The organism is Pectobacterium cacticida, from assembly GCF_036885195.1.
Lineage (GTDB): Bacteria > Pseudomonadota > Gammaproteobacteria > Enterobacterales > Enterobacteriaceae > Pectobacterium > Pectobacterium cacticida.
Genome location: NZ_CP133656.1, coordinates 1127288 through 1153512 on the forward strand (window position 1 = coordinate 1127288; position 26225 = coordinate 1153512).

A 26225-nucleotide genomic window follows, 5' to 3' on the forward strand; every position below is an offset into this window, starting at 1 on the left:
TGATGCCATGTTAACAGCTAATTAAATGTGTCCGTTTTAGTAGGGGCAATTCCCCCTCAAAGTCCCAGAATAGCCTTTCAACGATCTTGCTGCCATTCACACCTTCAGAAACCATCAACTTCATACTGTCATCAATACCGATAACGCCAATATCAAACGCAGAGTGATGTACTGAGCACGAGGCTAATCCATTGGTCACGGTGCAAGGCCACCGTATTGCTTCCATTTGATGTGTGCCGCTCCGAGGCCGACAGGCGTCGTATCGTGTCGTAAATCATAACTGCAGACCGCACAACGATATTGGTATGCTCGTAGTACCGTTTGGCGGAAATAGGGATCGCGATATTTGCGTACATCATCTAGCGACAGCTTAAGGCGGTTGGCAATGATTTTCTAAACACTTTCAGGAAAATTCCCGCTTAAAATCTGTTGGGCCAGTGTATCGCTAAGTTGCAGCTGTTTGCACAATAGTTGATAGCTGTCTGCATCAAATCCTCCCATGATGCTGTGCTGAACCAGCTCACGATTTGGCGGCTCTTTACCCCCTTTCTGCGGTAAACAATGCTCGTCGTTCTGCAACTGCCAAAAGCCATCTCCCTTCAGCCGCCAGAAAGGCATTTCAGGGTAATGAGCACGCTGCTGTGGCCCAAAGCTGTTCAAAAGTGCCAAGAGCTGCGGACGGATTTCGTCGCCATAGTGAAGCAGGCGCGGGTGCCCTTGTTGATAGGCCGATAGAACATAAAGCAGCAACAATGGCTTATGAGGCGCACGTTGATCACCTTTACGCCATATAGACATATTGGAAATTGCAGTTTGAAGTTCCTGGACAGATGGCATACGCAACACAAACTGAAAGGGAATATATTGCGATAATGCTCGCAAAATCAGTGGGATTCAAGCCTCATGTTGCTCTCAGAATGTTATCTCATGCCACCTTATCAACGTAGATAACCCTGTGATGTTCGGCGTCAGCGATACTTTGCATATGTGAGATTCTGGCGATGAGTAAAAAGGTGAGCAGATCCTTTATGCCGTATTTTCTGTAGATATTGTTTTTCATGTTGTTGACGGTTTTATGGGTTATCGCCATTTTCTCTGCGATGGTTTTTATTGCTATTCCGTCCAGCCAATAGCCGAAGAACATTTTCTCATTCGGTGACAATGATATCGTCTTGCCTTTTATTTCTCTGAACGATGACAGGGCAGAGATCACTTTCTTAATCGTGCTCATCGAGGCGTGCTTTGATAACAGTAATACCTTTTTAGTCACCATCACAGGAGCATGTTTGCGGTTGTTGAGAATAATAATGAATGTCCGTTGAGTATCGGTAATGATGTGTGTCAATAGCGTCATGTCGATACCGTGTTCAATATCAACAACAGTGATGGATACATTATCACCATCGCTATTTCCCAGATAGGTAAACGCCGCCGTGGTGAAAGAGCAGCGGCTGAATATTTCAATGCTCATGGTGATAGTGATTCAGTAGAAAATAGCAAAGTGGTACTCCTGATGGCGTATCATCCCTGTAACAGCTTTAATACGTTCCCCGACTGCTGATTGGCTTGTGACAAGACGGCCATCGATGCCTGCTGTAGGATCTGGGATTTTGTCATCGCGGAAACCTCAACGGCATAATCCGCATCCAAGATGCGTGAGCGAGCGGCAGCGGTGGTAACCTTCTCCTGTGATAGCACGGCAGTGACGGATGCAAAGCGATTCATCTGGCTGCCGTATTCACTGCGGTAACCGTCCAGTTTTTTTAGCGCATTGTCGAACGTGCCTAATGCCGCTCTGGCCTGTTCTGGTGTACCCAGCATGACATCGGAAAGTCCTAGCGATTGGCTGTCAGCTGGCGTTGGGCTGAGGGTGACCGTTTGCAATGCATCATCGAAACTTGCTCCGACAACAAACGTCGTTTCTTTGCTGATCGGTACTGATGGCGGCAATGGCGGGGCCGGCTCTGTTGGTGTAGGCAGTTCATCCCAGCTTGCGTTGCTGTAAAACACACCGCTGCCAACTACAATGACAATCAGATCTTCCGTTACCTCATCAATATGAATCTTTTCCAGTCGGTTTGCTGCGCCCACATTTCCATCGTTAAAGCCCCCGGTGTTGGCATCTTCGAAACGGTCGCCATCGCCGCTGTAGGTGATGGTCATGCCCTGATAAGTGGTCTGCGTCCCCGTATTGATATTGTATTCCCCGGCTTGCAGCAGCGAATCTGCCGAGTAGGTGGCTCCAGGTAAAAAGCCGTTATCTTGCGTAATCACGGCGGTATTCATGGTGCTTTCATCTGTCACACCGTTTGCTGACCAGACGATATCGGCGTCTGCGCCTTCTGCGGGTGTACCAGCCAGATGCCTGCCATCTCGCGCAAAGAGCTGGATATCGTCATCGGCGCTTAATGAGTCGATGGTGATGGTGATATTTTTTGCGCCAGCAGGAATGTAAGCTAGCGAAATTACCCCAGAGGGAAATTGATGATTGATATTGGGGACAGGAAATTTTTCAGCCAGTGGCAAGGTTTCCCCTAATTTGGCAGGCTGAGGGCCCGGTTCAGCAGGAGCCAACGGATAGCGGCCAAAGATCTGTGTCGATGAGGCGATGCGGTCGATCTCTTCCTTAATCTGCTGGTATTCACCATTCAGGCTGGCCTGATCGGTATCGGACAGTATTTCGTTTGCCGCCTGCACCGCGAGCTGCCTGCCGCGTTGTATCAGGTTATTGATGGCATCCAGCCCGCCCTCAGCTGTTTGCATCAGGCTGAGACCGTCTTTCATGCCGTTGATGATGACGCTGTTGGCATTCAGATTGGCGGTCATCCGGTTGGCAATAGCCTGACCGGCGGCATCATCCTTCGCGCCGTTGATGCGCAGACCCGATGAAAGCCGTTCAATCGCCTGGCTCAATCGAGTCGCCGATTTATCCTGTTGATTAAATATCGTTAAATAATTTTTATTAAGCGAAACCATGTAGCACCTCAGAGAGCGACTGGGTTACTTTTTTACCGTCGACCAGAACGATATGGCGAATTACTATTGTGTACTCACTCCCGATAGTAGCGAGTGCTATACCCGTTATACTTCAAGCCGCATGTGCGTTGGCTTCGTTCAGTCACCCGAATCACTTACTCACGTAAGCTCATCGGGATTCCCTCGTTTGCCGCCTTCCTGCAACTCGAATTATTTAGGGTATATTGCTATGATTTGTCGAAGTGAATTTCAATCAACCTGCCACCTTATGATATTTTTCGGTTATGATATTTTGAATAATATATTCCAATCTTCACGCGACATTCTGTGTCGTTTTATTCGACAGTGTCGTAAAAACGATATTCTGTGCGTATTTATAGCGGCTTAGTTTTTTTCATCATTTAATTGTCTGCAAACTGACAGGTTTAAGGCCACAAATTCTTCCCATGAGTAAAGGTGGATATAGTTGAGTTGATATTGTAAATCTACTCGGCAAATCGCCGGGCGTTGGTGGTAAATACGGCATCCTTTACTCTCTGGGTCATAATGTTGGCAAGTCCCATCTCCCCGATCGAGATAACGGGTTTCCTGTGCCAGATTAACGCGCTGGCAACACAGCCCGCACCGAGTGCAGGGAAAGGCGTTTTCGTTACAGTGCATCATCATTTCACCAGTCAGGCTCGCTTATGATCGCGAGCCCGTTGTCAGTATCACGCTACCGGTGTATCCAGCGTTGATTTTTTACCGTTAGCAACGGCTGAAATATCCAAAATACGTTTTTCTGTAGAGAGCACCAGATTACCGTCCTGATCGAGGATCGGCGTATCAATCATGGCCTTAATTAATTGAGCATATTTGACGGAGAGAAAAACGGCCTCCTTACTATCCTGAGGGAATAAGGGAAAATCATCTCCGTGAATGGCAATGGCTTCTTTCATCTGACGCACAGCACCGCGCAGGCGGCTACTTATTAGGCTAAACGTTTTGTTTGCCAGTGTCGTAACGTGCTCAATACTCTGAAGTTTTTCCACGATCGCTATACCCTGAGCGTGAATGGTTTTTGCCTGCTCCATGTTGCTGTATGCATTGTTTAGCGCTTCTTCACCTTTATTCCCTAGAATATGGCCGAAAATTGCCAGCGCGGGACCAGCGACGATCCCACCCAGCACCATCATGCCGCCCGCCATACCGTAACCACCACTGGCCAGCGTACCGCCGCCTAGCCATGCCAATGTCGCATTGGTTGCTGCGGCACCTGAAAGAGAGGATATGGCGGTACCGGTGCCAGCCGTTGCCAGCAGCATTGTGCCGTTGTAAGCACCGAAAGCCAGCGCTGCACCGCTGCCCATACCGGCACCAAGGCCCAGACCGGCATCTTTAAGCATCTGATAATTTTGTTGCAAGGCCGTCAGCGTAGTGGTTGAAAAATCACCTGCATTCAGCTTTTCCAATTCGGGGCTTTCGACAAGATTGACATTCTTTAAGCGGCCAAAGGTTTCGATAAAGTCGCTAATTACGCCATTAAATGCCCGTAATTTGCGCTGACCATAATCTTCGATGGCGTTGTTGGTAGATTGCCGATGGCTATCAACGTTCTGATTAATTTCGTCCACCATAGTTTGGGCGCTGTCATTAATATTTTGAGCATCCAGGTGATCTTTCACACCGATGGCACCTTTAGCGACACCGTATAAACCCGCCGCTGCGGCTACGGCACCAATAATAATTGGAATAGGCATCATGTATCTCCTTTATTCAAGAACGAGGGCGAGAGTTTTACTAATTTCACTATTTAGTGCTTCGGCACGCTCCAATAGGTCTTTAAAAATAAAATCCTGTAGTTGATAGTGCAGTTGGATTTCTTTAAGCAGTAACCATTCAATATTGGAAATATGACCAGCGCGTAGTGCGATTAAAATAAGTTGCAAAAGAATGATTTTCGGAATACTGGGATCGTCAGATCGTTTGTCTTTAAGTAATGTTTTTAAAACCGAGCTGGCGGCGAGTACTCGGGTTTCCACTGCGTCTATTTTTAGCAGCGGATAAGCTTTCAGTTTTTTGGTGAGCTTGCTTTCGATTAACGCAGTAGGCGCCTCCATTATCGGTAAGTCGAATGTTTTGACGGATTGTTCCAGTTCGGACAACAGTTCTTTTTCCAGTGTTCCGAGCTGGATGGACAGAGCATTGAGATTGTAATCGGTTCTCAGTTCATCCTTGGTTTTGCCGTCCCACAGCAACGGCTTATCGGAAAGCGCCAGCAGAGTGGCGAGATCAAGGAGAAGCGTTTTTTCACTATCCGGCAATAATTTAATGAGCATACGTATCCTGATTTTTCTCTTACAGCGTCAAAGGGCGGTCTGAGTCCATAAATGCTTCGAACTCCGACATCGTATGAAATTGCAATTCTTTACCTAACAACGTGGCATAGTCATTAATGGCACGCGCTAAGCTATCAATGTCATGAGCACCAGATATGGCTGCTTTAAACAGATGTTCTGTCTCCCGGTGTAATTGAGGTATTTCCCGGAGAGTAAACTCATCCAGCACGGCTTGCTCTTCCGCTATACGGGCTCGTGCAACGGTTTGGATGGCACGGATATGTTGTAATCTTTCTCGTGAAAGGGCGGCTCCCCGCGCTGCGTCCAACGCGCTCTGATAGAACAAAGAAGAAAGCGTATAGCCAATCATCCCGCCGATAGCTGCACCGACAACAGGAATGGGAATGGCGAACTGTCCAAGCGTGGCCATCATGCCGCTGGAGAGCATGCCAGCCCCTTTTTCTCCGACTTCGTTGAGGAATTCAGCCTCGCTGATTTCGCCGTTGACGTAGCGTTTGACGGAAATACCGAGAGACAAGCAAATATTAACGGCCAGTGCCGGGACGCTAGTGCCTGCGAGGGCGCGCAATGTTTGTTTTTCAGATTGTTGCAGTGTTGCTTTGATGGCGGAGCCCGCGAAGGCGGTGCTGTATCCTAGTACCGCCGCCTTGGTGGTATCGCTGGCCACAGCCTGCACGGCATTACCCAACGATTTATCGTGCTGCGCCACGTTGAATGCGTTGGTTAATAATGAGATGGCTCCCCCAATCACGGCGCCATATTGGGCACCTTCGATACCGGCCCGGTGGCTGGTGCGCGCAATATCCATCGCGGTCGCCAGTTTCGGGTGTTGACGGTAATAGATGGCCTGTTCGGTGGTCATGCCGCTGTCAGATACATTGTCGGCAAGCTGGTCGTAGTTATCGGCTTCGCGGCGTTTCCGGTCAGCAACGTCCTGTTTGCCTAATGTTTCGACACGATTTGCCTCTTTTCGCAGCTTATTGGCTTCATCACGGCAAAATATCGCGGCACCTTCAAATTGTTCTGACGGTAGCTCAAGTTTGACGCCACGATAACGTGCGAATTTGCCGTCTTCTTTTGCAATTTTGCTGAAGAGTGCATTGCGGTTACCGACAAATTTCATCTGACTTTGTGAGCCATCAATAATCGTGCCGTCGAGTAGCTGTACGCGATCCACAACATTATGGTTTCTGCCATATTCTGGCAGATCGTCGCTGCGTACTGTACGCACGGGACGATGATGAATAATGGCTTCAGCATTGTCGCGGCTGGTTGCTGCGATCTCTGCGGAGAAGCCCGCCTGTTGTTTGATATTTTGTGCAGCATAATCGGGATTGACTTTGTGTTTCGCCACATCAGCTAGGCCCTTAGCAAACCGTTGACCCGTTTCATTATCGATGCCGCGATACCCTTTCAGATACTCGGCGTTGGCGCTGCCAAAGCGCTGCACCACTTCGTCACTCGCCAGTGCGGTAGTGGTGCGAAATTTATCCTGCGGTATTTCGTCGTTGCGATGGTGACTGTCGTCGTCCCTGAAGGAAGATGACGTGTCGCTATCATTGTTGTTCATCACAGCCTCCAAAGTAGATGTGTTTACTGACTCTTTTACTCATGCACCATATGCCTGTTCTTCATACATTTGCCTCAGCCTCTCCACCTTTTTCTTAATCTCCTGCACCCACACATCGGGCTCATACACCCGGATGTTGTCGTTCAATCCAAAGATCCACCACAGCGTTTCTTGATCTAGCGGGACGAGGGCACGGAGTCGATACCAGCCGCTGTTCGGCACGGGCTTCAGGCTTTGCTGGTGGCTAAGTGGTGTTTCTCGTAGCAGCCAGGCGATTTGTGGATGGATATCGGCAACCAACATCACCTCTTGCTCACGTTGGCGCGAGGAGAATGCACCGGACTGGATGTAATGGTCTATATCAAAACCGTCCTGCTGGCAGGCAGGCATTTCCAGCCGCGTGGCTTGCTGGATGCGATGCAAGGCAAAATGGCGTAAATCGTTATAACCATCGACGGTGCCAATCAGGTAGCTGACAGCGTGTCGGGCCACCAATCCCGCGGGGTGGATGCGTAAACGTTTGGACTCGCCTTTGCTGCGGCTGAGATAAACAATCTGTAGCTGGCGCTGCTCCATCAGTACGGTGGACACCTCTTCCCAAACATCCGCATCCACGTCGGCGGGGAGCAGCGTTTTGCCATTGGGTAATGCACGCACACGCTCTGCCCACAGCCCTAGGTTGTTATGTGTAAGCCCCTGTAACCGCTGCCGGGCCATGGCAAAATGGGGCTTCAGCCGCGCCAACACACTGGGCGGCAACAGTCTTTCCAGATAGTTCTCTGCAAAGACGAAAGCCAGCGCGGTAGGCGTATCCAGTGTCGGTAAATCGAATTGCGGCGTATCCTTAAGAAAACTCCAGTGATAAGGACGTCGGTTTTCGTCGCACAGCAGCGGGAAATACAGGCTGATGCCGACAAGATCCCGTTGTAAGGTACGCAAGTCGATTTCAAACTGTTGTTCTTTAATCTTTTCCAGTAATTCGAGAGTAGAAATGCTTTTCGGTTCACGAGGGATCAGGCGAAGAAGCGCCAAGTGTCGGAATAATCTATCTTTTGGATCGGACATCGTGTCCCCTCAATCGGTCTGATAATATTTACTGTGTGTTTATGCTTTAACCGCGTCTGCGTAGTCGCTACGGGCGCGTTCGCGCTCCAGTTCCTTTTTCAATTCATCGGTGGCATAGCGGTTTTTTATTATTATTGCGCCAACAATCAGACCAATTGAGAAATAGATAAGTTCTTTCATACAGGATTCCTTTATATAGCGATAAATAACGTTTGAGCGCTATATTCCGTTCATAGCGCGACATTCCGTGTCGTTTAATGCTATTTTTTTATTTTATCTGTTGCCGAGGATCCCACCCGCTTTTTAACAGCGAACGGTAAGACGGTATTCTGATGAAAGCTATTATCGGCTAATTGAAATGATTTTTGTGATCGTTTATACAGATCAATTTTATGATATTGATCGGTTATAACGATCGAATGTGATTTTTGAATGTTGCCTGTGGACGCGAAGTAGAACTAACGGTAAGCCAACCAGTATAAGTAGCTGCTCTATCACTAGCGCAGTAAAGGACAGCAACAGATGACCACCTCAGTGCACGAGGATGAACTGGCGGCCGAAAATGCACGCTTCAAGCGCTAACTGGCGGAGCGTGATGAAGAACTGGCTATTCTCCCCTTCTGACCAGTGAATGACGGGAGAAAATTGGCATTATCAAAGAAGAATCAGCACCTATTTCCCTCAGAGGATGGGCGTTATTAGTTAAAAAATTACTTATATCTTGCGTTGATGATTAACAAGGGCTGTTTTTAAGCAATATAGAAATCGTTAACGTTGACTACAAGGTGTTGCACCACGGGTAACAGAAAAGCCGGTATCACCGAGATATTTTTTGTTGCCGTTACTAAGAATTGCATGATTCTGTTCTGACGTACCGAGATTCAGAGGCAGAATTTCACAACCTCGTACCCCTCTTCATCGGGTTTGTTATAAGTATCTTCAAGTGCTTTGGAAAGTTGATCATACTCTGCGAGTCTTTAGGTTGGCAATTCAACAGATTTTGTTTTTTAACCAGAAATATCCTTCTCTACTTGGTATTCATATTTACTAATGCCAGCGTAAAACCATCGAGTAAAAATTTTTCATAATTTAAAATTCCTTTTATTACGTTAGTTTTTTCTGCATTACGAATTTTTTTGTTTGCTGGCATTTTGTTATATGGATTTGTCAGTAAGGGTAGGCAGAATATCTATAGTGTCAGATTATGTTCTTGGTAGAATCAAAAAACCAGAAGGAATAAGTTTTTTGAAAAATAACGGGCCATCCGTGACCTTTCGCTATTTATCCCTTCTGCCCAAACTCAAACGGCCTAACCATACCGCTGCGGCTAGCATCCAGAAAATCAGCCCACCATTGCAACATGAGGCGGCGTTGTTCAAGGCGTTTGGCCTTACAGATCTTGTTTTGGCAACGCAAACACTACCACGTTCTTTTAGCCAATAATAATATTATCAATGCAATGCGTGTCAGGTATTTCTCCCATTATCGAACCAGTTAAATCAATCACTTACTAACTATATCCTGTTGTTCCGTTGCTAACCAGGGACCAGATTTGGGACACCAACGTCAAAAACAGCATTAATTTGTCGTGCGTGCTCGGTGAGATGATTGGGGGCCAGATGCGCATAGCGTCGAACCATTTCGATAGATTCCTACCCGCCCATTTTCTGCAACACAGATATCGGCACTCCGGCTTGCATCAGCCAGCTTTCCCATGTGTGGCATAGGTCGTGAAAGCGGAGATCCTCTATCCCCGCGCATTTTAGTGCCGCTTTCCAATGCTGTATCGTGTGGCGAGATCCAAAGGGCCCGGTTAGATGTGCTGTCATTCCAGAGTGATGATGTTCGACCGTGTAAGCCCTGTTGTCATCGGGCTTAACCAAAGTGAGCGGGTGTCATCACGGATGACGGGACAACTGGCCTGTAATGCGTTACAGATAGCGCTCTGGAGGCGTAAACGCCCCGATAATGTCATTGTTCGTTCCGACCAGGATGGGCAGTTTTGTTCAGCGGAGTATCAGGCGTTGCTGAAACGCCATATGCTGTGTGGCAGTATGAGCGCGAAAGGTTGCTATTACGATTATGCCTGCGTGGAAGATCTCTTTTTATCCTGAAAATAGAATGCCTTCACGGGGAGAGATTCACCATGTGGGCGGAGATGAAATCGGCGGTATTCGAATATATTGAGATAGATTACAATCGGCACCGACGGCCTAGCGCGAATGGCAGGCTAGGCCCGGTGCAATTTGAGGAAAGAAATTTTGCTTAAGGCTGTGTCCACCGTTGCTGGGCAAGCTCATAAGATGTGGAGATAATCTATGGCAGGTTCTGCTCGCAGTACGATGGCGGCCAAAGCACTTCAGACCATACTCAATATCGGCCTGTTGGCGCTGGCCACGATACTGGTGGTTTTTTTGGTTAAGGAGACGATTCATCTGGCGAAGGTGCTATTGATCTCTAGCGAGAAGGATTCTTCCTACCAGCTGATAGAAGGCATCGTCATCTACTTCCTTTATTTTGAGTTTATTGCGCTGATCGTGAAGTACTTTCAGTCTGGTTATCACTTCCCGCTACGTTATTTTATTTATATCGGTATTACCGCCATTGTCCGCCTGATTATTGTCGATCACAAAAACCCGCTGGATACGCTGGTGTATTCCTCTGCGATCCTATTGCTGGTTGTCACGCTGTATCTGGCAAACAGCAACCGCCTGAAGCGGGAATAAGCGACATTTTTCACTATTCCAATAGCGTACACTGGGGCGGCAATCGGCAATGGATCGCCGCCGGAAGCACCTCGATATGAAAACGCTTGGCGCTGAGCGGTTCACCGTCGAGATTGAACGTTATTTCGTCCGGCGCGGTGATCTCCAGCCACGGTAAGGACGTGGAAATCATGTTCTGGTTTTCGCTGCCGGTAAACCAGGCCTGAAGCAGGTTAGGCAGTAATTCGGTGGCTGATAAGATGCTCAATTCCAGCCGTCCATCGTTGATTAACGCTCTGGGGCAAAGCGGTTGCCCACCGCCGGCCTGACGGCCGTTTCCCACCGCGATGACCAGCGTTTCTCCCGACCAGTGAAAATCTGGTCCGCGAACCTCACAGCGCTCAGCTTGCAGCATATCCATGCGAAAGAGCGCATTCAGTACGTAAGAGGCGCTCCCTAGCGCTGCCTTCATTTTCGCCGGGGTTTCGGTCGTAATACGTGTAGCAAAACCGCCCGTCGCCATATTAATAAAATAGTGACTGTCGTTCACCTTGGCGAGATCAATCGCGCTAGCACGGCCTTCGATCGCCAGAATTAAAGCGCTGTGCATCGTTGTTGGGATTTGGCAACTGGTGGCGAAATCATTTGCTGTACCTAGCGGCACAATCCCCAGACAGGGGCGCCGCGTTGTGGGCTGCTCAGCTAACGCGGCGGCGACTTCATTAATGGTGCCATCGCCACCCGCGGCAATCACATTATCCGCGTTGAGCTGGATCGCCTCTTTTACATAACGTAAGGCATCGCCATATTCCCAGGTAACGCGAACATGTAGCGTATAGCCCGCATTGCGCAGTTCTTCGATGGCCGCGCGAAGTTCTTCGTTATCGGTGCTTTTTCCATTCAAAATCAGCAAGGTAATCGAATTATTTCCCATGTCGTCTTTCTCTGGCTGTGAGGCTATTGATATAGAAGCGTTAACGTTAATCATAGACAGTAAATGCGTAGGTAGAAATCAGAAGCATCGGTGAATGTTAACCGCGGGAAGATTGGGAGAGAGAAAAAGAAAAGCCAGCTCAAGGGAGATTGAGCTGGCCAAGGAGGTGGTTCCTAGTAGTATTACTACGCTTATTTTCGTTCTCTATTTTCTCAGCGATGCAATAGTAACCACAAGATCGACGAATTGATGTGATCTGTTTCTAATATTTGTTAATCGCCAGGCGCTTTGCAACGATCTCTCTGAGAAGGGAGCGTACAGGCGCCAGGCTAGGGCTCTCGTTTATTTGGCATTAGGATTGCGTGTGGTCGTCGTGCCCGGTAGGTTGCGTAGCAGTAACGCGTAATCCAGCGAGACATCCTCTGGTACAGGCAAATAGACGATATGGCCGTTGCCCGGCGCCACATCGGCAGGTTGACCTTTGGCATTCTCCATAGCGTCGATGATGAATTGGATATTGCCGTTGGGCGTCATCATCTCCACGCTATCGCCGCAGGAAAACTTGTTCTTCACCGCTACTTCAGCCAACCCGTTGCGGCGAATACCGGTAAATTCCCCGACAAATTGCTGGCGATCGGAAACGGAATAGCCGTAGTCGTAATTTTGGTAATCTTCATGCACGTGGCGGCGTAGAAAACCTTCGGTATAACCACGGTGTGCCAATCCCTCCAGCGTTGCCAATAATGTTGGATCGAAGGGTTTACCCGCGACAGCATCGTCAATAGCGCGGCGGTATACCTGCGCAGTGCGGGCGCAATAATAAAATGATTTTGTCCGACCTTCGATTTTCAGCGAATGCACCTGCATTTTTGTCAGGCGCTCAACATGTTGGATCGCCCGTAAATCCCGGGAATTCATGATATAAGTGCCATGTTCGTCTTCAAAGGCACTCATATACTCGCCGGGGCGCATACTTTCTTCCAACATAAACACTTTGTCGGTTGGCTGTCCGATACCCAGCGTGGGTTCGACGTTTTTCACCGCGATAGGCTCATGCTGATGGACGATATTCCCGACCTCATCCTCTTTTCCTTCCTGCACCTTATATTCCCAGCGACAGGCGTTGGTACAGGTGCCTTGATTGGGATCGCGTTTATTGATATAGCCAGACAGTAGGCAGCGACCGGAGTAGGCCATGCACAATGCGCCGTGAACGAAGATCTCCAATTCCATATCCGGCACGTTTTGACGAATTTCCTCAATCTCCTCCAGTGACAGTTCGCGGGACAAAATCACCCGCGTTAACCCCATCTGCTGCCAAAATTTCACCGTTGCCCAATTGACCGCGTTGGCCTGAACGGAAAGGTGAATCGCCATCTGCGGAAAGTTTTCTCGTACCAGCATGATCAAACCCGGATCGGACATGATCAGGGCATCCGGCCCCATGTCAACGACGGGTTGCAGATCGCGCAGAAAGGTTTTCAGTTTGGCATTGTGCGGCGCGATATTAACGACAACGTAGAATTTCTTACCGAGTTCATGTGCCTCATTGATGGCCTGCGCCAACGTTTGATGATTGAATTCGTTATTGCGCACGCGCAGGCTGTAGCGGGGTTGGCCGGCATAAATCGCGTCAGCGCCATAGGCAAAGGCATAACGCATATTTTTCAGCGTACCGGCCGGAGAAAGCAGTTCCGGTTTAAACATGGTATCTCTCAATTCTGATGACAAGTCAGGCTGCGCCCTCGTGGGCGCAGTAATGGCGGAGGATTCTAGCGCTAATAGCGGAAAATTGCAGTAAACGGCAAACGGAAAATAGGCCCATGTTTACCGTTACTCAAAGCAGCCTGCCGTTATAGCAGGACGATGGGGTGACATTAGCGTGTGGCGACACGGGAGGGGCCAAACCGTTCACGGTTATGTGGTTGATATAAATCGACACGTGGCCCCATCGGCACGATTTGTGTTGGATTCAGCCAGGCAATACCGTAATAACCCGCTTTAATATGGTCGATATTAACGGTCTCCGCGCACGCAGGTAATTTGACAGATTCGGGTAGTCGGCGATGCGCTGTAGATTGCATTTGAACGCGCCATGGTAAGCCACGTCAAAACGCACCAGCGTGACAAACAGACGCCAGTCGGCTTCGGTCAGCGTGTCGCCGAGCATAAAGCGATGAGTGTCCAGATGGTCGTCCAATTGATCGAGCGTGGCGAAAAGCGCAGTAACAGCATCGTTATAATGTTCCTGCGTTTTGGCAAAACCGGTTTTGTACACGCCATTATTCACATTGTGGTAGACGATGTCGTTCCAACGATCGATTTCACTGTGCAATGCAGAAGGATAAAAATCGAGATAGTTGCCCGTCAGGTCGTTAAATTCGCTGTTTAGCAGGCGAATGATGTCTGCCGATTCATTATTTACGATGCGCCCTTCTATACGGTCCCACAGCACGGGCACGGAAACCTTTCCGGTATAGTTGGGTACGGTAGCGGTGTATAACTGGTGCAAATAACGAATAGCCCCGACATGCTTACCCGCCTCTTGGGGGGTATCAAACTCCCAGCCGTTATTAGCAATACGGGGATTAGCGACTGAAAGTGAAACGATGTCCTCCAACCCTTTAAGCTTGCGGAAGATCAGCGTGCGCGATGCCCACGGGCAGAGGTAAGAGACAAAAAGTTGGTAACGACCGGCCTCTGGCACTAACGACGTTTGCCGGAATTGCGTCTCCTCGCGGTAGAAGGCGCCGTTTTTGATTTCTTCCGCCGCAACATCGCCATTTACCCATTTGCCATTCACTAAGCCTGACATTGATTCACCCCTGTATCCGTTGTGCGACCGGCGCTAATACCCGCACGGTGCCATTTATTCATTTAGGTTTACAAAGATAACAGCCGCAGGGAAAGAAAAAATGACAAATTTTTCATTAAGTCAGACAGTATTTTTGACTGCGCTGAGGATAACGTTTCTGGCTCGGTCGGGGATCTTACCGTCCAGCTTCTTGACCATAATGGCTAAACCTCGTGGCAATGGGCGGCCTCCCAGCGATAACCGATACCATATACCGTACGGATAAACGACGTTGCTTCATCTAACGATTCCAGTTTGCGCCGCAGATTTTTGATATGGCTATCGATGGTACGATCGGTGACCACACGATAGTCATCGTAAAGTTTGTCCAACAGCGCCTCGCGAGAAAAGACCTTGCCTGGCTCGCTGGAGAGTGTTTTGAGCAGGCGAAACTCCGCTGGTGTCAGGTCGAGATTCTGCCCCAAATAGCTGGCCTGAAAAGCAGTTATATTAATCAATAACGCCGCATCGCTTTTCTCGCGGGCTTTCATACCGTCATTTTGCCAGCCGCAGCGGCGCAATAGCGTTCTGACACGCACGACTACCTCACGCGGGCTGAACGGTTTACAGATATAGTCGTCTGCGCCAATCTCTAGTCCCAATAGGCGGTCGATCTCTTCGCTGCGCGCGGTGACCATGATAATCGGCACATTAGAAAACTGGCGGATAGCACGACAGAGCGTCAGGCCATCGCAACCGGGCAGCATCAAATCCAGCAAAATAAGGGTGGGGGAGTGCTGTCGCGTCCATGCGACGACGTCATTGCCGTTGGACAGCCAGTGTGTGGCATAGTCAGCGGCCTGAAGATAATCCACCAGCAGTTGCCCCAATTTAGGCTCATCTTCGACGATCAGAATCGGTGGCGTCACGGCGAAATCGGATGCGGTTGTCATAGCTCAGTGTCGTTTCGTTTTCAGTTGTGCGCTTAACGCTTAATTAGATACGTGCAAAGGCAGCTCAAGGGTTAGCATCACGCCGCCCAATGGCGAATGTTCAGCATACAGCCGTCCGCTATGCGCCTCAACGATATTATTACAGATAGCCAGCCCCAGCCCAGAACCGCCGCTGGCGCGGTTTCGGGAGCCTTCCGCGCGATAAAAGCGCGCGAAAATTAGCGTGAGTTGCTCGTCGGTCACGCCGGGGGCGCTGTCCTGCCAGACGATGATCCAGCGTTTATTTCGTTCAAAGAGGGTAATAGCGAGTTGCCCCGGTTCATCGGTGTAGCGCAGGCTATTTTCTAGCAGATTATTAAATAATTGGCTTAAACGATCCGGATCGCCAAAGACGCAGGCCTGCTTGGGCAAATGCGTGGTAAGCGAAATTCGCTTCTTCTGAAAACGTTCATGGAACGCGGCAATTGCGATATGCAGAATATGCGTCACGTCCACAGACGTTTTCCGATAAGCCAACGCCCCGCGATCGGACAGTGTGAGCTGGTGCAGATCGTCCACCAGTTTGGTGAGTGTCGCGACCTCCGACTGAAGTGAATGTAGCGAATAGGCATCGGGCTTGCGCATGCCATCTTGCAAGGCTTCGAGCTCACCGCGCAGCACCGCTAACGGTGTGCGTAGCTCGTGGGAAACATCGGCCATAAATGCACGGCGAGACTGTTCGTTTTTTTCCAGCGTGCTGGCAAGCTGATTAAAATCCTGTGCCAGCCTGCCAAGTTCATCATGTGAGCTTGCCGCAACGCGAGTGCTGAAATCGCCTGACGCTAAACTGTGCATCCCCTTTACCAATCGCCTAACGGGCGCGAGCAATCCACGGGCGGTCAGCCAGGTGGCAATGATGGCAAGCAGCGTTGAGAGCGCCACAATCAACCAACTAGTGCGTTGTTGTTGGCGATCGAAGCTGATATCGGCATTGCGGGTCAGGCGTTCAACGGGCGAAGCGACAACCCAGCCGACCGTCTGGTTTTGTACCTGAATCGGCTGCCAGGTGGCTTCATCAGGCATGGGCGCGGGTGAACCAAACAACTTATGTTTATCGGTATCCAGCACCCAGAGGCGCACGCGCAATCCTTGCAGGCTGTTGTCGGTGTCGCCGTTTTGATCGAGCGTATGCAGCATTTTGAACACCAGGCGCTCATTGTTGCGTAGGAATGACCAGTCTCCGTGCTGCTGATATTGTTCTGCCAGCGCATCGCGAAGCTGCATGATGCGCTGTTCGTTGCCGTGCTTAATGTAATCGATAAAGCCGCGCTCGAAGCTGATTCGCACACCCCAGTGCATCGTAATCAGCACTAGCATACAGGTAGCGAAAATCGCGAGGAACAGTTTGGCGGTAATGCCGAATTTCATCATAACCTCACGATTGACGTGACAGCGTTGACTGCTTGATGGTGTCCTGCGGGACACGGTTAAAAATCAGTACAGGCAGGGCGATGATGACGATCATGCTAAGATAGGTGTAAATAAACACCCTGTGTGTTTCCCCAATTCCCGCCGCTACGTGCGGCTGGGAGAACATGCCGAGCAGGATCCCCGCAACACTGACGCCAAGGCTGGTGGATAATTGCATGGTCATCGACAGTAAGCTATTACCCCCGCTGGCAAGCCTGTCCGGTAGATCCTTCAGCGTCAGCGTGTTCATGGTGGAAAAGCGGATGGCGTTCACCGTGCCGAGGAAGAATAACACGATGGGGATCATCCAAACCCATTGCATGAGCGCGACCAGCGCAAACAACGCCGTCACCAGCGCCAGCAAGAGCGTCGAGACCATCAGCACGCGGCGGTAGCCGAATCGATTGACGACCTGCACCACAATACGTTTCATGCCCATACTGCCGAGCACCATCGGCACCATCATCAGCCCGGCATGGAAGGGAGAAAATCCCATCCCTAACTGTAAAAATAGCGGCGTCATAAATGGCAGCATACCGCTACCGATGCGAGCCAGAAGCCCGCCCGTCAGGCCGATGGAGAAGGTGGCGGTGTCGAATAGACGCAGGTTGAACAGCGCTTTCTCGTTACGACGTGCGTGCAGCCAATAGCTCAGTAATGCGATAAGCCCGGCGGTAATTAACGCAAAAATAGCGATCGGCGGAATACCGAGGCTGCGGTTACCGTCCAGCGCCAGCGTGAGTGTAGCCATGCCGACGGCGAGCCACAAGAAGCCGCTGATGTCAAAGCGTTGAGTGCGCATCGTGTAATTAGGCATCAGGAACCATGTGGCCAGTGCGCCGATAATGCCAACGGGAAGATTGATAAGGAAGATCCAGTGCCAACTGGCATATTCCACCAGAAAACCGCCGAGCGCAGGCCCGACAAGCGGGCCAATTTGGCCGGGCAGCGTCACGAAGGTCATCGCCGCCATATACTGATCGCGCGGGACGATTTTCATTACCGTCAGCCGCCCCACCGGCACCATCATCGCACCACCGACACCCTGAATCACGCGTGACGCCAGCAGTTCATTCAACGTATCCGAACGGGCGCACAGCAGCGATCCGAGTGTAAACAGCAGGATCGCGGTGAAAAAGATGTTCTTCACGCCGAGCCGATCCGCCAGCCAGCCGCTGGCGGGCAGCATCACCGCCACCGTCAGCACATAGGACACGATCACCGAGTGCATGTGCAGCGGACTTTCATTCAGACTCGCGGCCATAGAAGGCAGCGCGGTATTTACGATAGTAGTATCCAGCGTCTGCATAAAAAAGCCAAAGGCAACGATCCAAAGCTGCCAGCGGACGGAGGCGGAATTCATTGTTGTCGCCCCTGGCGTAAAAAATTGTACTGAGGCGTAAGCTGGCTCACGGGAGAGCGGCATGGACGCCACGAAAGCCAGTGCAGCGCCGGACAAAAACGTCGAGGCGTTTTTGAACAGCACTTGTGCTGGCCCGAAGGGCGAGTCCCATTGATGGGGCGAGTAAACGCGTCACTGGCGGCCCGTAAAGAGACGGCTTGCGGCGAAGGCACCGCGTAGCGGTACAATTTAGCGCCACAAGCCAGGGTTCCAAGGGCGACGGCAATTGAGCCGTCCTTGGTCGGGCGCGTTCGGGGCGCTACCAGAAAAATGGTGAAGCTTGAGCGCACGAAACCTCCCCCTGAAATAACATATTGATTATTATCACGACAGTGACAAATCCCGCTCCGGGGCTTTGCGCCGCATATTGCGTAGCTTGTCGAAAAACAGGTACACCACCGGGGTGGTGTACAACGTGAGAATCTGGCTCATTACTAGCCCGCCGACGATCGTGATACCGAGTGGTTGCCTCATTTCCGCGCCGTCTCCGCTGGTCAGCACCAGCGGCAAGGCGCCAAACAGCGCGGCTGAAGTGGTCATCATAATCGGGCGAAAACGCAGTAAACAGGCTTGAAAAATAGCTTCCTGCGCGTTTAGCTTGCCGCTACGCTGTGCTACTAGCGCGAAATCCACCATCATAATCGCATTCTTTTTCACGATCCCAATCAACAACATAATGCCAATCAGGGCGACCAAACTAAAGGGGGTGCCGAACAATTCTAATGCCAGCAACGCGCCGACACCCGCCGAGGGCAGGGTAGAAAGGATGGTCAGCGGATGCACGTAGCTTTCGTATAACACGCCCAGCACGATATAGACGGTGACTATCGCCGCCAGAATAAGCCACAGTTGTGAAGACTGCGACTGCTCAAACGCCTGCGCCGTGCCCGAGAATTGACCACGCACTACCGATGGCACGCCCAACGACGTCATGGTTCTTTCTATCGCCGCCGTCGCGCTGGAAAGATCGGTGCCTTCCGGCAGGTTGAAAGAGATGGTCGACGCGGCAGACAACCCCTGATGGTTCACCGACAGCGGTGCGTTGATGGGTTTCCAACTGGCAAAATAAGAGAGCGGGATGGGTTTGCCCTCACTATTAATCACGAACATCTTGTTCAGTGAACTGACGTCCTGCGTGTAGGCGTCATCGACTTCCATCACCACCTTATATTGGTTCAAGGGCTGATAAATCGTTGAGATCTGACGTTGCCCGAAGGCATTGTTAAGCAGGGCATTGACCGCAGAAACGCTGATGCCAAGCTGCGCCATCGTATCGCGGTTGTAGGTTAACGCCATTTCCGCGCCTTTGTCCTGCTGATCGGAATTGACATCGGCCAGTTCCGGTAGTTTGCTGAACGCGGCCCGAATCTTCGGTTCCCAGGTGCGTAGCGCACTTAGGTCATCGGATAACAACGTGTACTGATATCCCGCGTTCGCTTCCCTCCCGCCAACGCGAATATCCTGCACCGGCATTAAAAACAGGTTAGCGCCGGGTTCATTCGCCAGCTTGGCGCGCAGACGACTGACCACCTGCTGTGCCGACACATTGCGTTCGGACAGCGGTTTAAGCGAGATAAACATCATACCGCTGTTGGCACGCGATCCGCCGGTGAATCCGGTCACATTATCCACCGCGGGGTCACTGCCGACTGCGGTCATAAAGTTCTGGAGTTTCACCTTCATCGCGCGAAAGGAAATACTCTGATCGGCTTGGATAAACCCCATCAGCCTGCCGGTGTCCTGTTCCGGGAAGAAGGTCTTCGGGATGCTGATATACAGCCAGACGTTGAGCGCGATAGTTCCCAGCAGGAGCAGCAAAACCCAGCGTGCATGCTGGAGCACCCACTTCAACGAACGCCCATAGCCTTGTTGCAACGCCAGCAGTAAGCGATTAAAGCCACGGGTGCGTGGCTGGCTACGCTTGGGCGCCGCGCGCAGCAGTCGCGCGCATAGCATGGGCGTCAGCGTCAGCGAGATCAGCAGCGAAATCATGATCGCCACCGATAGCGTGACGGCAAATTCACGGAATAACCGTCCCACCAAGCCATCCATCAATAGCAGCGGGATAAACACAGCAACCAGCGACAGGCTCATGGACAAGACGGTGAAGCCCACTTCGCGCACGCCCTGCAGCGACGCCGCCATGGGCTTCATCCCCGCTTCTATATGGCGGGAGATATTCTCCAGCACCACAATGGCGTCATCCACCACGAACCCGGTGGCAATGGTGAGCGCCATCAGCGACAGGTTGTTCAGGCTGAAACCGCACAGATACATCGCGGCGAAAGTACCAATCAGCGAAACCGGCACCGCCAGCGCAGGAATGGCAGTGGCGCGCCCGGATCGCAGGAAGAGAAAGACCACCAGAATCACCAAGGCAACGGCGATAACCAGGGATTGCTCCACTTCCGCCAGCGAAGCGCGAATGGTGGGCGAACGATCCTGCGCGATATCCAGTTGTATCGCGGCAGGCAGGCTGGCGCGCAGTTCCGGCATCGCCGCGCGAATGCTGTCTACCGTAGTAATAATATTGGCATCCGGCGCACGGCGTATCATGACCAGAATCGCGGGTTTGCCATTCGCCATACCGGCATTGCGGGCGTTCTGTACCGCATCTTCCACGGTCGCGACATCCCCCAGCCGGACGGCAGCGCCGTCGCGGTAGTGGATAATCAGCGGCGTGTAGGCAGCGGCGGTCTTGAGCTCATCATTGGTCTGGATCTGCCAGCTTTTCTGGCTATTTGCCACATAACCAAGCGGCTGGCGCACGTTCGCCTGCGCAATCGCCTGCCGTACCTCATCCAGAGAAATGCCCTGATTAAAGAGCGCGACCGGATTGAGTGCGACGCGCACGGCGGGTAGCGAACTCCCGCCAATAGACACATCGCCGACGCCATCCATCTGCGAAATCTTCTGTGCAAGCCGGGTAGAGGCGAAATCGTATAGCTGGCCTTGACTGTAGGTGTCCGACGTCAGCGTCAGGATCATAATGGGCGCATCGGACGGGTTAACTTTGCGGTAGGTAGGGCGCCCAGGTATTCCCGACGGCAGCAGATTTTGCGCTGCGTTGATTGCCGCTTGCACATCACGCGCCGCACCGTTGATCTCCCGGTCGAGATTAAATACCAGAATGACGCGCGTGCTGCCGAGTGAGCTGGTTGACGTCATTTCGCTCACGCCTGCGATCCTGCCGAGGGCGCGCTCCAGCGGCGTGGCGACGGCCGAGGCCATCGTTTCCGGCGAAGCGCCGGGCAGCGACGCGCTGACGACGATCACCGGAAAATCCACCTGCGGCAGCGGGGACACTGGCAACAGGCGGAAGCCCAATAGACCACAGAGTGCGATGGCTAACGTTAGCAGCAGGGTGGCCACCGGGCGATGGATAAACAGGGCGAAGAATTTCACTCGGCTTCTTCCTTCTGACGCGATGCGGGACGTAAGCGTAGCGCTAAACGGTCAAATAGCAGATAAATCACCGGTGTGGTAAACAGCGTCAGGATTTGGCTCATGATTAGCCCGCCAACCATACACACGCCCAGCGGTTGGCGCAGTTCCGCACCGACGCCAGTGCTTAACATCAGCGGCAGTGCGCTGAGCAGTGCCGCCATGGTCGTCATCAATATTGGGCGGAAACGCAATAGACACGCCTGATAAATGGCGTCATAAGGCGTCATTCCCTGTTCTCGTTCGGCCGCCAGCGCAAAGTCGATCATCATAATGGCGTTTTTCTTCACGATACCGATGAGCAAAATGATGCCGATAATAGCGATGACATCCAACTCGTTGCCCGCCATCATCAACGCCAGCAGTGCGCCGACGCCCGCCGTGGGTAACGTAGATAAAATCGTAATCGGATGAATAAAGCTTTCATACAATACGCCGAGCACGATGTACATGGCGACAATCGCCGCCACGATGAGCCATACGGTGCTGCTTAGCGCCGACTGGAACGCCAATGTGCTGCCTTGAAAACGGGTAGTGATATCCGCTGGCAGATCCATTCGCTGCTCCGCCTGCGTGATGGCCTCGACCGCTTCACCCAGCGCATAACCGTTGGCGACGTTGAAGGAGATGATCGTCGATGGGAACTGGTCAATGTGGTTGATCGTTAGCGGTCCGCGGCGCTCTTCAATGGTGGCGATAGTGCTGAGCGGAATGGTGCCGCCGTCGCTGCTGATGAGGCGCACGTCGTTCAGCGCATCCAGGCCGGTATTGTGGGTCGTGTCCTGTTGTAACACTACACGGTACTGGCTGGCTTGCGTATAAATCGTGGACACCAATCGCTGACCAAAGGCGTTATATAGCGCGTTATCAACCTGAGACATCGTGATGCCCAGACGGCTGGCGTTATCGCGGTTTACATTGATATAGGCAACTGCCGCGCCGTCCTGCCAGTCGCTACTGTCATCCTGTAATTGCGGTAGCGTTTTCAGCTCGGTGATTAACTTCGGCACCCAGAGACTGAGTTCATCCAGCGACATCGCTTGCAAGGTAAACTGGTACTGCGTGCGGCTGATCTGCGTGTCGATTGTGAGATCTTGCACCGGTTGCAGATATAGCTGAATGCCGGGAAGCTGCGCGGTTTCTTGTTGCAGACGACGGATGATCTCTGGAATGCGTTCGCTGCGCTCACTGAGCGGTTTCAGATTGATTTGCAGCCTGCCACTGTTTAATGCGGCATTGGTGCCATCGACGCCAATAAATGAGGAAATACTCTCCACCGCCGGATCTTTCAGGATAATCGATGTGACCTGCTGCTGACGCTCAGCCATATTACTGAACGAGACGGTTTGCGGCGCTTGCACGGTGCCCTGAATGATGCCGTTATCCTGTATCGGGAAGAAGCCTTTTGGGATCCAGATATAAAGGAGGATCGTCAGCACCAGCGTGCCGAGCGCGACGCTTAGCGTCAGCCACGGGTGATTCAATACCTTTCTTAGCCAGACGCCGTAGCCCTCAACCAGACGCGTGAAAACGCGTTCGCTGGCGCGGCTGAAACGGTTCTGTTTGCGCAGCGACTGATGGCTTAGCATGCGAGCGCACATCATTGGCGTCAACGTAAGCGAGACGACGGCGGAAATCAGGATAGAGACAGCCAGCGTGACGGCAAATTCGCGAAACAGACGCCCGACGATATCGCCCATGAACAGCAGCGGGATCAGCACCGCGATGAGAGAGAAGGTTAACGAGATGATCGTGAAACCGATCTCTCCTGCGCCTTTTAACGCCGCGTTAAGCGGTTTTTCCCCTTTTTCGATATAGCGGGCGATATTTTCAATCACCACAATAGCATCGTCCACCACGAAACCGGTGGCGATCGTGAGCGCCATTAGCGTCAGATTATTGATGGAGAAACCGAGCAAATACATGGCGGCAAAGGTGCCGATAAGCGACAGCGGCACGGCAATGCTGGGGATCAGCGTCGCGGCGGCATTACGCAAGAACAGGTAAATTACCATCACGACCAGCGCAATCGCTAAGAGTAGCTCGAACTGAACGTCTTTCACCGAGGCACGAATACTGGTGGTGCGATCGGTCAGTGTAGTAACGTCGACAGAGTTTGGCAGGCTAGCCTTCAACGCGGGCAACATCGCATTAATGCTGTCAGTCGTTGTGATGACATTCGCTCCCGGCTGGCGCTGGACGTTGATAATGATGGCTTGCTGCCGATTAGCCCAGGCGCCAAGTAGGCTATTTTCGGCGGCCCGCTCAATCGTTGCCACATCCTGAAGCCGTACCGGCGCGCCGTTCTTCCACGCGACAATCAGCTTGCGGTAATCGTCAACGGACTTCATTTGATCGTTGGCGGAAAGCGTCACCGAACGCGTAGGGCCGTCCAGGCTGCCTTTGGCGGAATTCACGTTGGCGGCGGTAATTGCGTTACGGATCGTTTCGCTGGTCAGACCGTAAGCCGCCAACGCCGGGGCGTTCAACCTGACGCGCACGGCCGGACGTTGGCCACCGGCTAACGATACCAGCCCGACGCCCGCCACCTGCGAGATTTTTTGGGCGATGCGGTTGTCTACAATGTCTTGCACCTGCGTCATCGACATCGCGCTGGAGGTGACGGCCAGCGTCATAATCGGGGGATCGGCCGGGTTCACTTTGCTATAAGTCGGCGGATAAGGTAGATCGTTAGGCAACAGATTGCTTGCCGCGTTGATGGCGGCCTGCACATCCTGTTCGGCGACATCCAGCGATAGCGCGAGTTGGAACTGGAGCGTAATCACAGAGGCACCGCCTGAACTCTGCGTCGACATCTGTTTTAGCCCCGACATCTGGCCGAACTGCCGTTCCAGCGGCGCGGTGATCGCCGAGGTCACGACGTCGGGGCTGGCGCCGGGATAGAGAGTAATGACCTGAATCGTCGGGTAATCGACCTCAGGTAGCGCCGAAACCGGTAGCGCCCGATAGCCGATAATACCCGCCAGCAGAATAGCGATCATCAACAGCGTGGTAGCGACCGGGCGCAAAATAAATAGGCGTGATGGCCCGCCGCCGTGAGTTGGAACCGTGTCCTGCATCAGCGCGGTTCTCCGGTGGTCACAGGCGTTTTCTCCGTTGACGCCGAGGGCACAATTTCCACCGCCGCGCCTTCAGTCAGACGATCGATTCCGTCGGTCACGACCTGTACGCCGGCATCAAGTCCAGCGGTAATGACGACCCATTGCCCATATTGAATACCTGTGGTCACCTGGCGTTTACTTACCTCATTCTTATCATTCACTATCCAGACGAAGCGGCCCTCGTTACCCATTTGCACGGCGGCCGATGGCGCGACGACGGCATGAGTTAAGGTATCGACCTTCATGCGGATATTCACGAATTGATTGGGGAATAGGGCATCGTCCAGATTGTCAAAACGAGCCTTGAGCTTGATGGTGCCAGTAGCGGGGTCGATCTGGTTATCCATACTTAGCAGGATGCCCTGCGAAAGCTTCTTTTGATTGGCGCGATCCCAGGCTTCCACCACGGGCGGCTGGCCTGATTTTTGCGCCTGTAAAATCGTGGAGATGTTCGCTTCCGGGACGGTAAAGACGACATCGATAGGATGGATCTGCGTAATCACGACAATGCCATTGGCATCGCCGCTGGTAATGTAATTTCCGACGTCGACTAGCTTTAAGCCTATCCGCCCCCCGATAGGTGCGGTGATTTTGCTATAATCCAACTGGAGTTGCGCACTGGCGACAGCGCCTTCATCGGCTTTTACTGTGCCTTCCGCCTGCCGAACGGCGGCAATTTGTGCATCTAATTCCTGACGTGAGATCAGATTGGTCTTCACCAGTTGTTGATAACGCGCTAAGTCCTGTCGGGCGTTCGCCAACACCGCGCGATCTTTGGCTAATTGCCCCTGAGCCTGCGTTAACTCAACCTGAAAAGGCCGTGGATCGATTTCCGCCAGCAGATCGCCAGCCTTCACCTGTTGCCCTTCCTGGAAGTGTAACGCCATCAGTTGCCCATTGACGCGACTGCGCAGCGTCACGGTATTGGCCGCTGTAACTGTGCCTAAACCGGAAAGATAATACGGTACCGAGGCAGATTGCGTCAGCGCCGCCTGTACCGGCGCCAGCATGCGCATCGTGGCGCGACGGCCGCCGCCGCTGTTTACCGCATGGGATGCGCTAGCGGTATGTTCTCCCGATCCGGACACCGCGGGCGATGTCTGGGCAAGGTAGCGCCAGATCAGTACGCTAATGGCGATAACGGCGGCGAGTATCAGCAGAACTCGGATACGTTTGGCATTCATAATGATGGATTACTCTCTCCAGGTGGCGCGGTCAGTACGGCGTTCCCGTGATACGTTGACCAATATGGGCTAAGCGGTATCAGCGTCGGCGGTAGTATCTGGCAGGTGATTGACCAGTGACCTTATTTTACTAGTTTAAACAGCGGGTGCCGGACAAAAATGAAGGAAATATGAAAGATATGTCAGGGATTGTAGGGAAAACGTCCGGCGGCGTGAGGCTGGCGGATTGTTTTTGTCGGTCGAATGATTATAGATGAATTATTGTAAGCAGATTTTATAAACAGATTT

At 51.9% G+C, this 26225-nt stretch carries 18 protein-coding genes and 4 pseudogenes; 3 read left to right on the forward strand and 19 right to left on the reverse strand.

The features are described from left to right. Positions 1–10: 10 nt before the first annotated feature. The 4 genes and pseudogenes from RFN81_RS05300 to RFN81_RS05315 form a co-directional block, all read right to left on the reverse strand. Positions 11–837, reverse strand: a pseudogene (locus tag RFN81_RS05300) (phosphorothioated DNA-binding restriction endonuclease). A gap of 88 nt (positions 838–925) precedes the next feature. After that, positions 926–1471, reverse strand: a complete 546-nt coding sequence (locus RFN81_RS05305) for a helix-turn-helix transcriptional regulator (RefSeq protein WP_264498108.1) — start codon at positions 1469–1471, stop codon at positions 926–928. Between the two features lie 50 nt (positions 1472–1521). Then, on the reverse strand, positions 1522–2976 hold the full coding sequence (locus tag RFN81_RS05310; RefSeq protein WP_264498109.1) for a flagellin: 1455 nt from the start codon (positions 2974–2976) through the stop codon (positions 1522–1524). Between the two features lie 384 nt (positions 2977–3360). Further along, positions 3361–3573, reverse strand: a complete 213-nt coding sequence (locus tag RFN81_RS05315) for a YkgJ family cysteine cluster protein (protein ID WP_264498884.1) — start codon at positions 3571–3573, stop codon at positions 3361–3363. Here RFN81_RS05315 and RFN81_RS05320 point away from each other — a divergent pair. Continuing rightward, positions 3523–3666, forward strand: a complete 144-nt coding sequence (locus RFN81_RS05320) for a hypothetical protein (protein ID WP_264499053.1) — start codon at positions 3523–3525, stop codon at positions 3664–3666. The genes RFN81_RS05315 and RFN81_RS05320 overlap by 51 nt on opposite strands. Before the next feature lie 20 nt (positions 3667–3686). Here the strand turns inward: RFN81_RS05320 and RFN81_RS05325 are convergent, their stop codons facing one another. From RFN81_RS05325 to RFN81_RS05350, 6 genes and pseudogenes are all read right to left on the reverse strand, one after another. Then, positions 3687–4718 (reverse strand): hypothetical protein, encoded by a 1032-nt coding sequence (locus tag RFN81_RS05325; RefSeq protein WP_264498110.1) that lies wholly within the window; start codon positions 4716–4718, stop codon positions 3687–3689. Positions 4719–4727: 9 nt separating this feature from the next. Then, complete coding sequence (locus RFN81_RS05330) at positions 4728–5294, reverse strand: hypothetical protein (RefSeq protein WP_264498111.1); 567 nt, start codon at positions 5292–5294, stop codon at positions 4728–4730. A gap of 19 nt (positions 5295–5313) precedes the next feature. After that, positions 5314–6885, reverse strand: coding sequence for a hypothetical protein (locus tag RFN81_RS05335; protein ID WP_264498112.1), 1572 nt, complete (start codon positions 6883–6885; stop codon positions 5314–5316). Between the two features lie 39 nt (positions 6886–6924). Next, positions 6925–7950, reverse strand: coding sequence for a helix-turn-helix transcriptional regulator (locus RFN81_RS05340; protein WP_264498113.1), 1026 nt, complete (start codon positions 7948–7950; stop codon positions 6925–6927). Between the two features lie 39 nt (positions 7951–7989). Next, entirely contained in the window at positions 7990–8130 is a 141-nt protein-coding gene (locus tag RFN81_RS05345; RefSeq protein WP_264498114.1) for a hypothetical protein, read from the reverse strand. Positions 8131–9485: 1355 nt separating this feature from the next. Beyond that, a pseudogene (locus RFN81_RS05350) lies at positions 9486–9833 on the reverse strand (tyrosine-type recombinase/integrase). On the opposite strand from RFN81_RS05350, the pseudogene RFN81_RS05355 reads away from it, so the two are divergent. Continuing rightward, a pseudogene (locus RFN81_RS05355) lies at positions 9789–10219 on the forward strand (IS3 family transposase); the annotation flags it as partial. The pseudogenes RFN81_RS05350 and RFN81_RS05355 overlap by 45 nt on opposite strands. 49 nt (positions 10220–10268) lie before the next feature. Next, on the forward strand, positions 10269–10676 hold the full coding sequence (psiE, locus tag RFN81_RS05360) for a phosphate-starvation-inducible protein PsiE (RefSeq protein ID WP_264498115.1): 408 nt from the start codon (positions 10269–10271) through the stop codon (positions 10674–10676). 13 nt (positions 10677–10689) lie between these two features. Here psiE and yegS read toward each other — a convergent pair whose 3' ends face one another. The 9 genes and pseudogenes from yegS to RFN81_RS05405 form a co-directional block, all read right to left on the reverse strand. Next, positions 10690–11589, reverse strand: a complete 900-nt coding sequence (gene yegS / locus RFN81_RS05365; RefSeq protein WP_264498116.1) for a lipid kinase YegS — start codon at positions 11587–11589, stop codon at positions 10690–10692. A gap of 342 nt (positions 11590–11931) precedes the next feature. Then, a complete protein-coding gene (yegQ, locus tag RFN81_RS05370; RefSeq protein WP_264498117.1) occupies positions 11932–13296 on the reverse strand; it encodes a tRNA 5-hydroxyuridine modification protein YegQ in 1365 nt (454 codons plus the stop codon). A gap of 170 nt (positions 13297–13466) precedes the next feature. Next, positions 13467–14404, reverse strand: a pseudogene (locus RFN81_RS05375) (glutathione S-transferase family protein). Between the two features lie 203 nt (positions 14405–14607). Then, a complete protein-coding gene (gene baeR / locus RFN81_RS05380) occupies positions 14608–15336 on the reverse strand; it encodes a two-component system response regulator BaeR (RefSeq protein WP_264498118.1) in 729 nt (242 codons plus the stop codon). A gap of 39 nt (positions 15337–15375) precedes the next feature. Continuing rightward, a complete protein-coding gene (baeS, locus tag RFN81_RS05385; protein WP_264498885.1) occupies positions 15376–16743 on the reverse strand; it encodes a two-component system sensor histidine kinase BaeS in 1368 nt (455 codons plus the stop codon). 7 nt (positions 16744–16750) lie between these two features. Further along, positions 16751–18148, reverse strand: coding sequence for an MFS transporter (locus RFN81_RS05390; RefSeq protein ID WP_378929310.1), 1398 nt, complete (start codon positions 18146–18148; stop codon positions 16751–16753). 363 nt (positions 18149–18511) lie between these two features. Further along, positions 18512–21592, reverse strand: coding sequence for a multidrug efflux RND transporter permease subunit MdtC (mdtC, locus tag RFN81_RS05395; protein WP_264498120.1), 3081 nt, complete (start codon positions 21590–21592; stop codon positions 18512–18514). After that, positions 21589–24711, reverse strand: coding sequence for an MdtB/MuxB family multidrug efflux RND transporter permease subunit (locus tag RFN81_RS05400; RefSeq protein ID WP_264498121.1), 3123 nt, complete (start codon positions 24709–24711; stop codon positions 21589–21591). Before RFN81_RS05400 ends, mdtC begins: the two co-directional genes overlap by 4 nt. Further along, positions 24711–25937: an MdtA/MuxA family multidrug efflux RND transporter periplasmic adaptor subunit gene (locus tag RFN81_RS05405; RefSeq protein ID WP_264498122.1), complete on the reverse strand. Its 1227-nt coding sequence runs from the start codon at positions 25935–25937 to the stop codon at positions 24711–24713. Before RFN81_RS05405 ends, RFN81_RS05400 begins: the two co-directional genes overlap by 1 nt. Between the last annotated feature and the right edge of the window lie 288 nt (positions 25938–26225).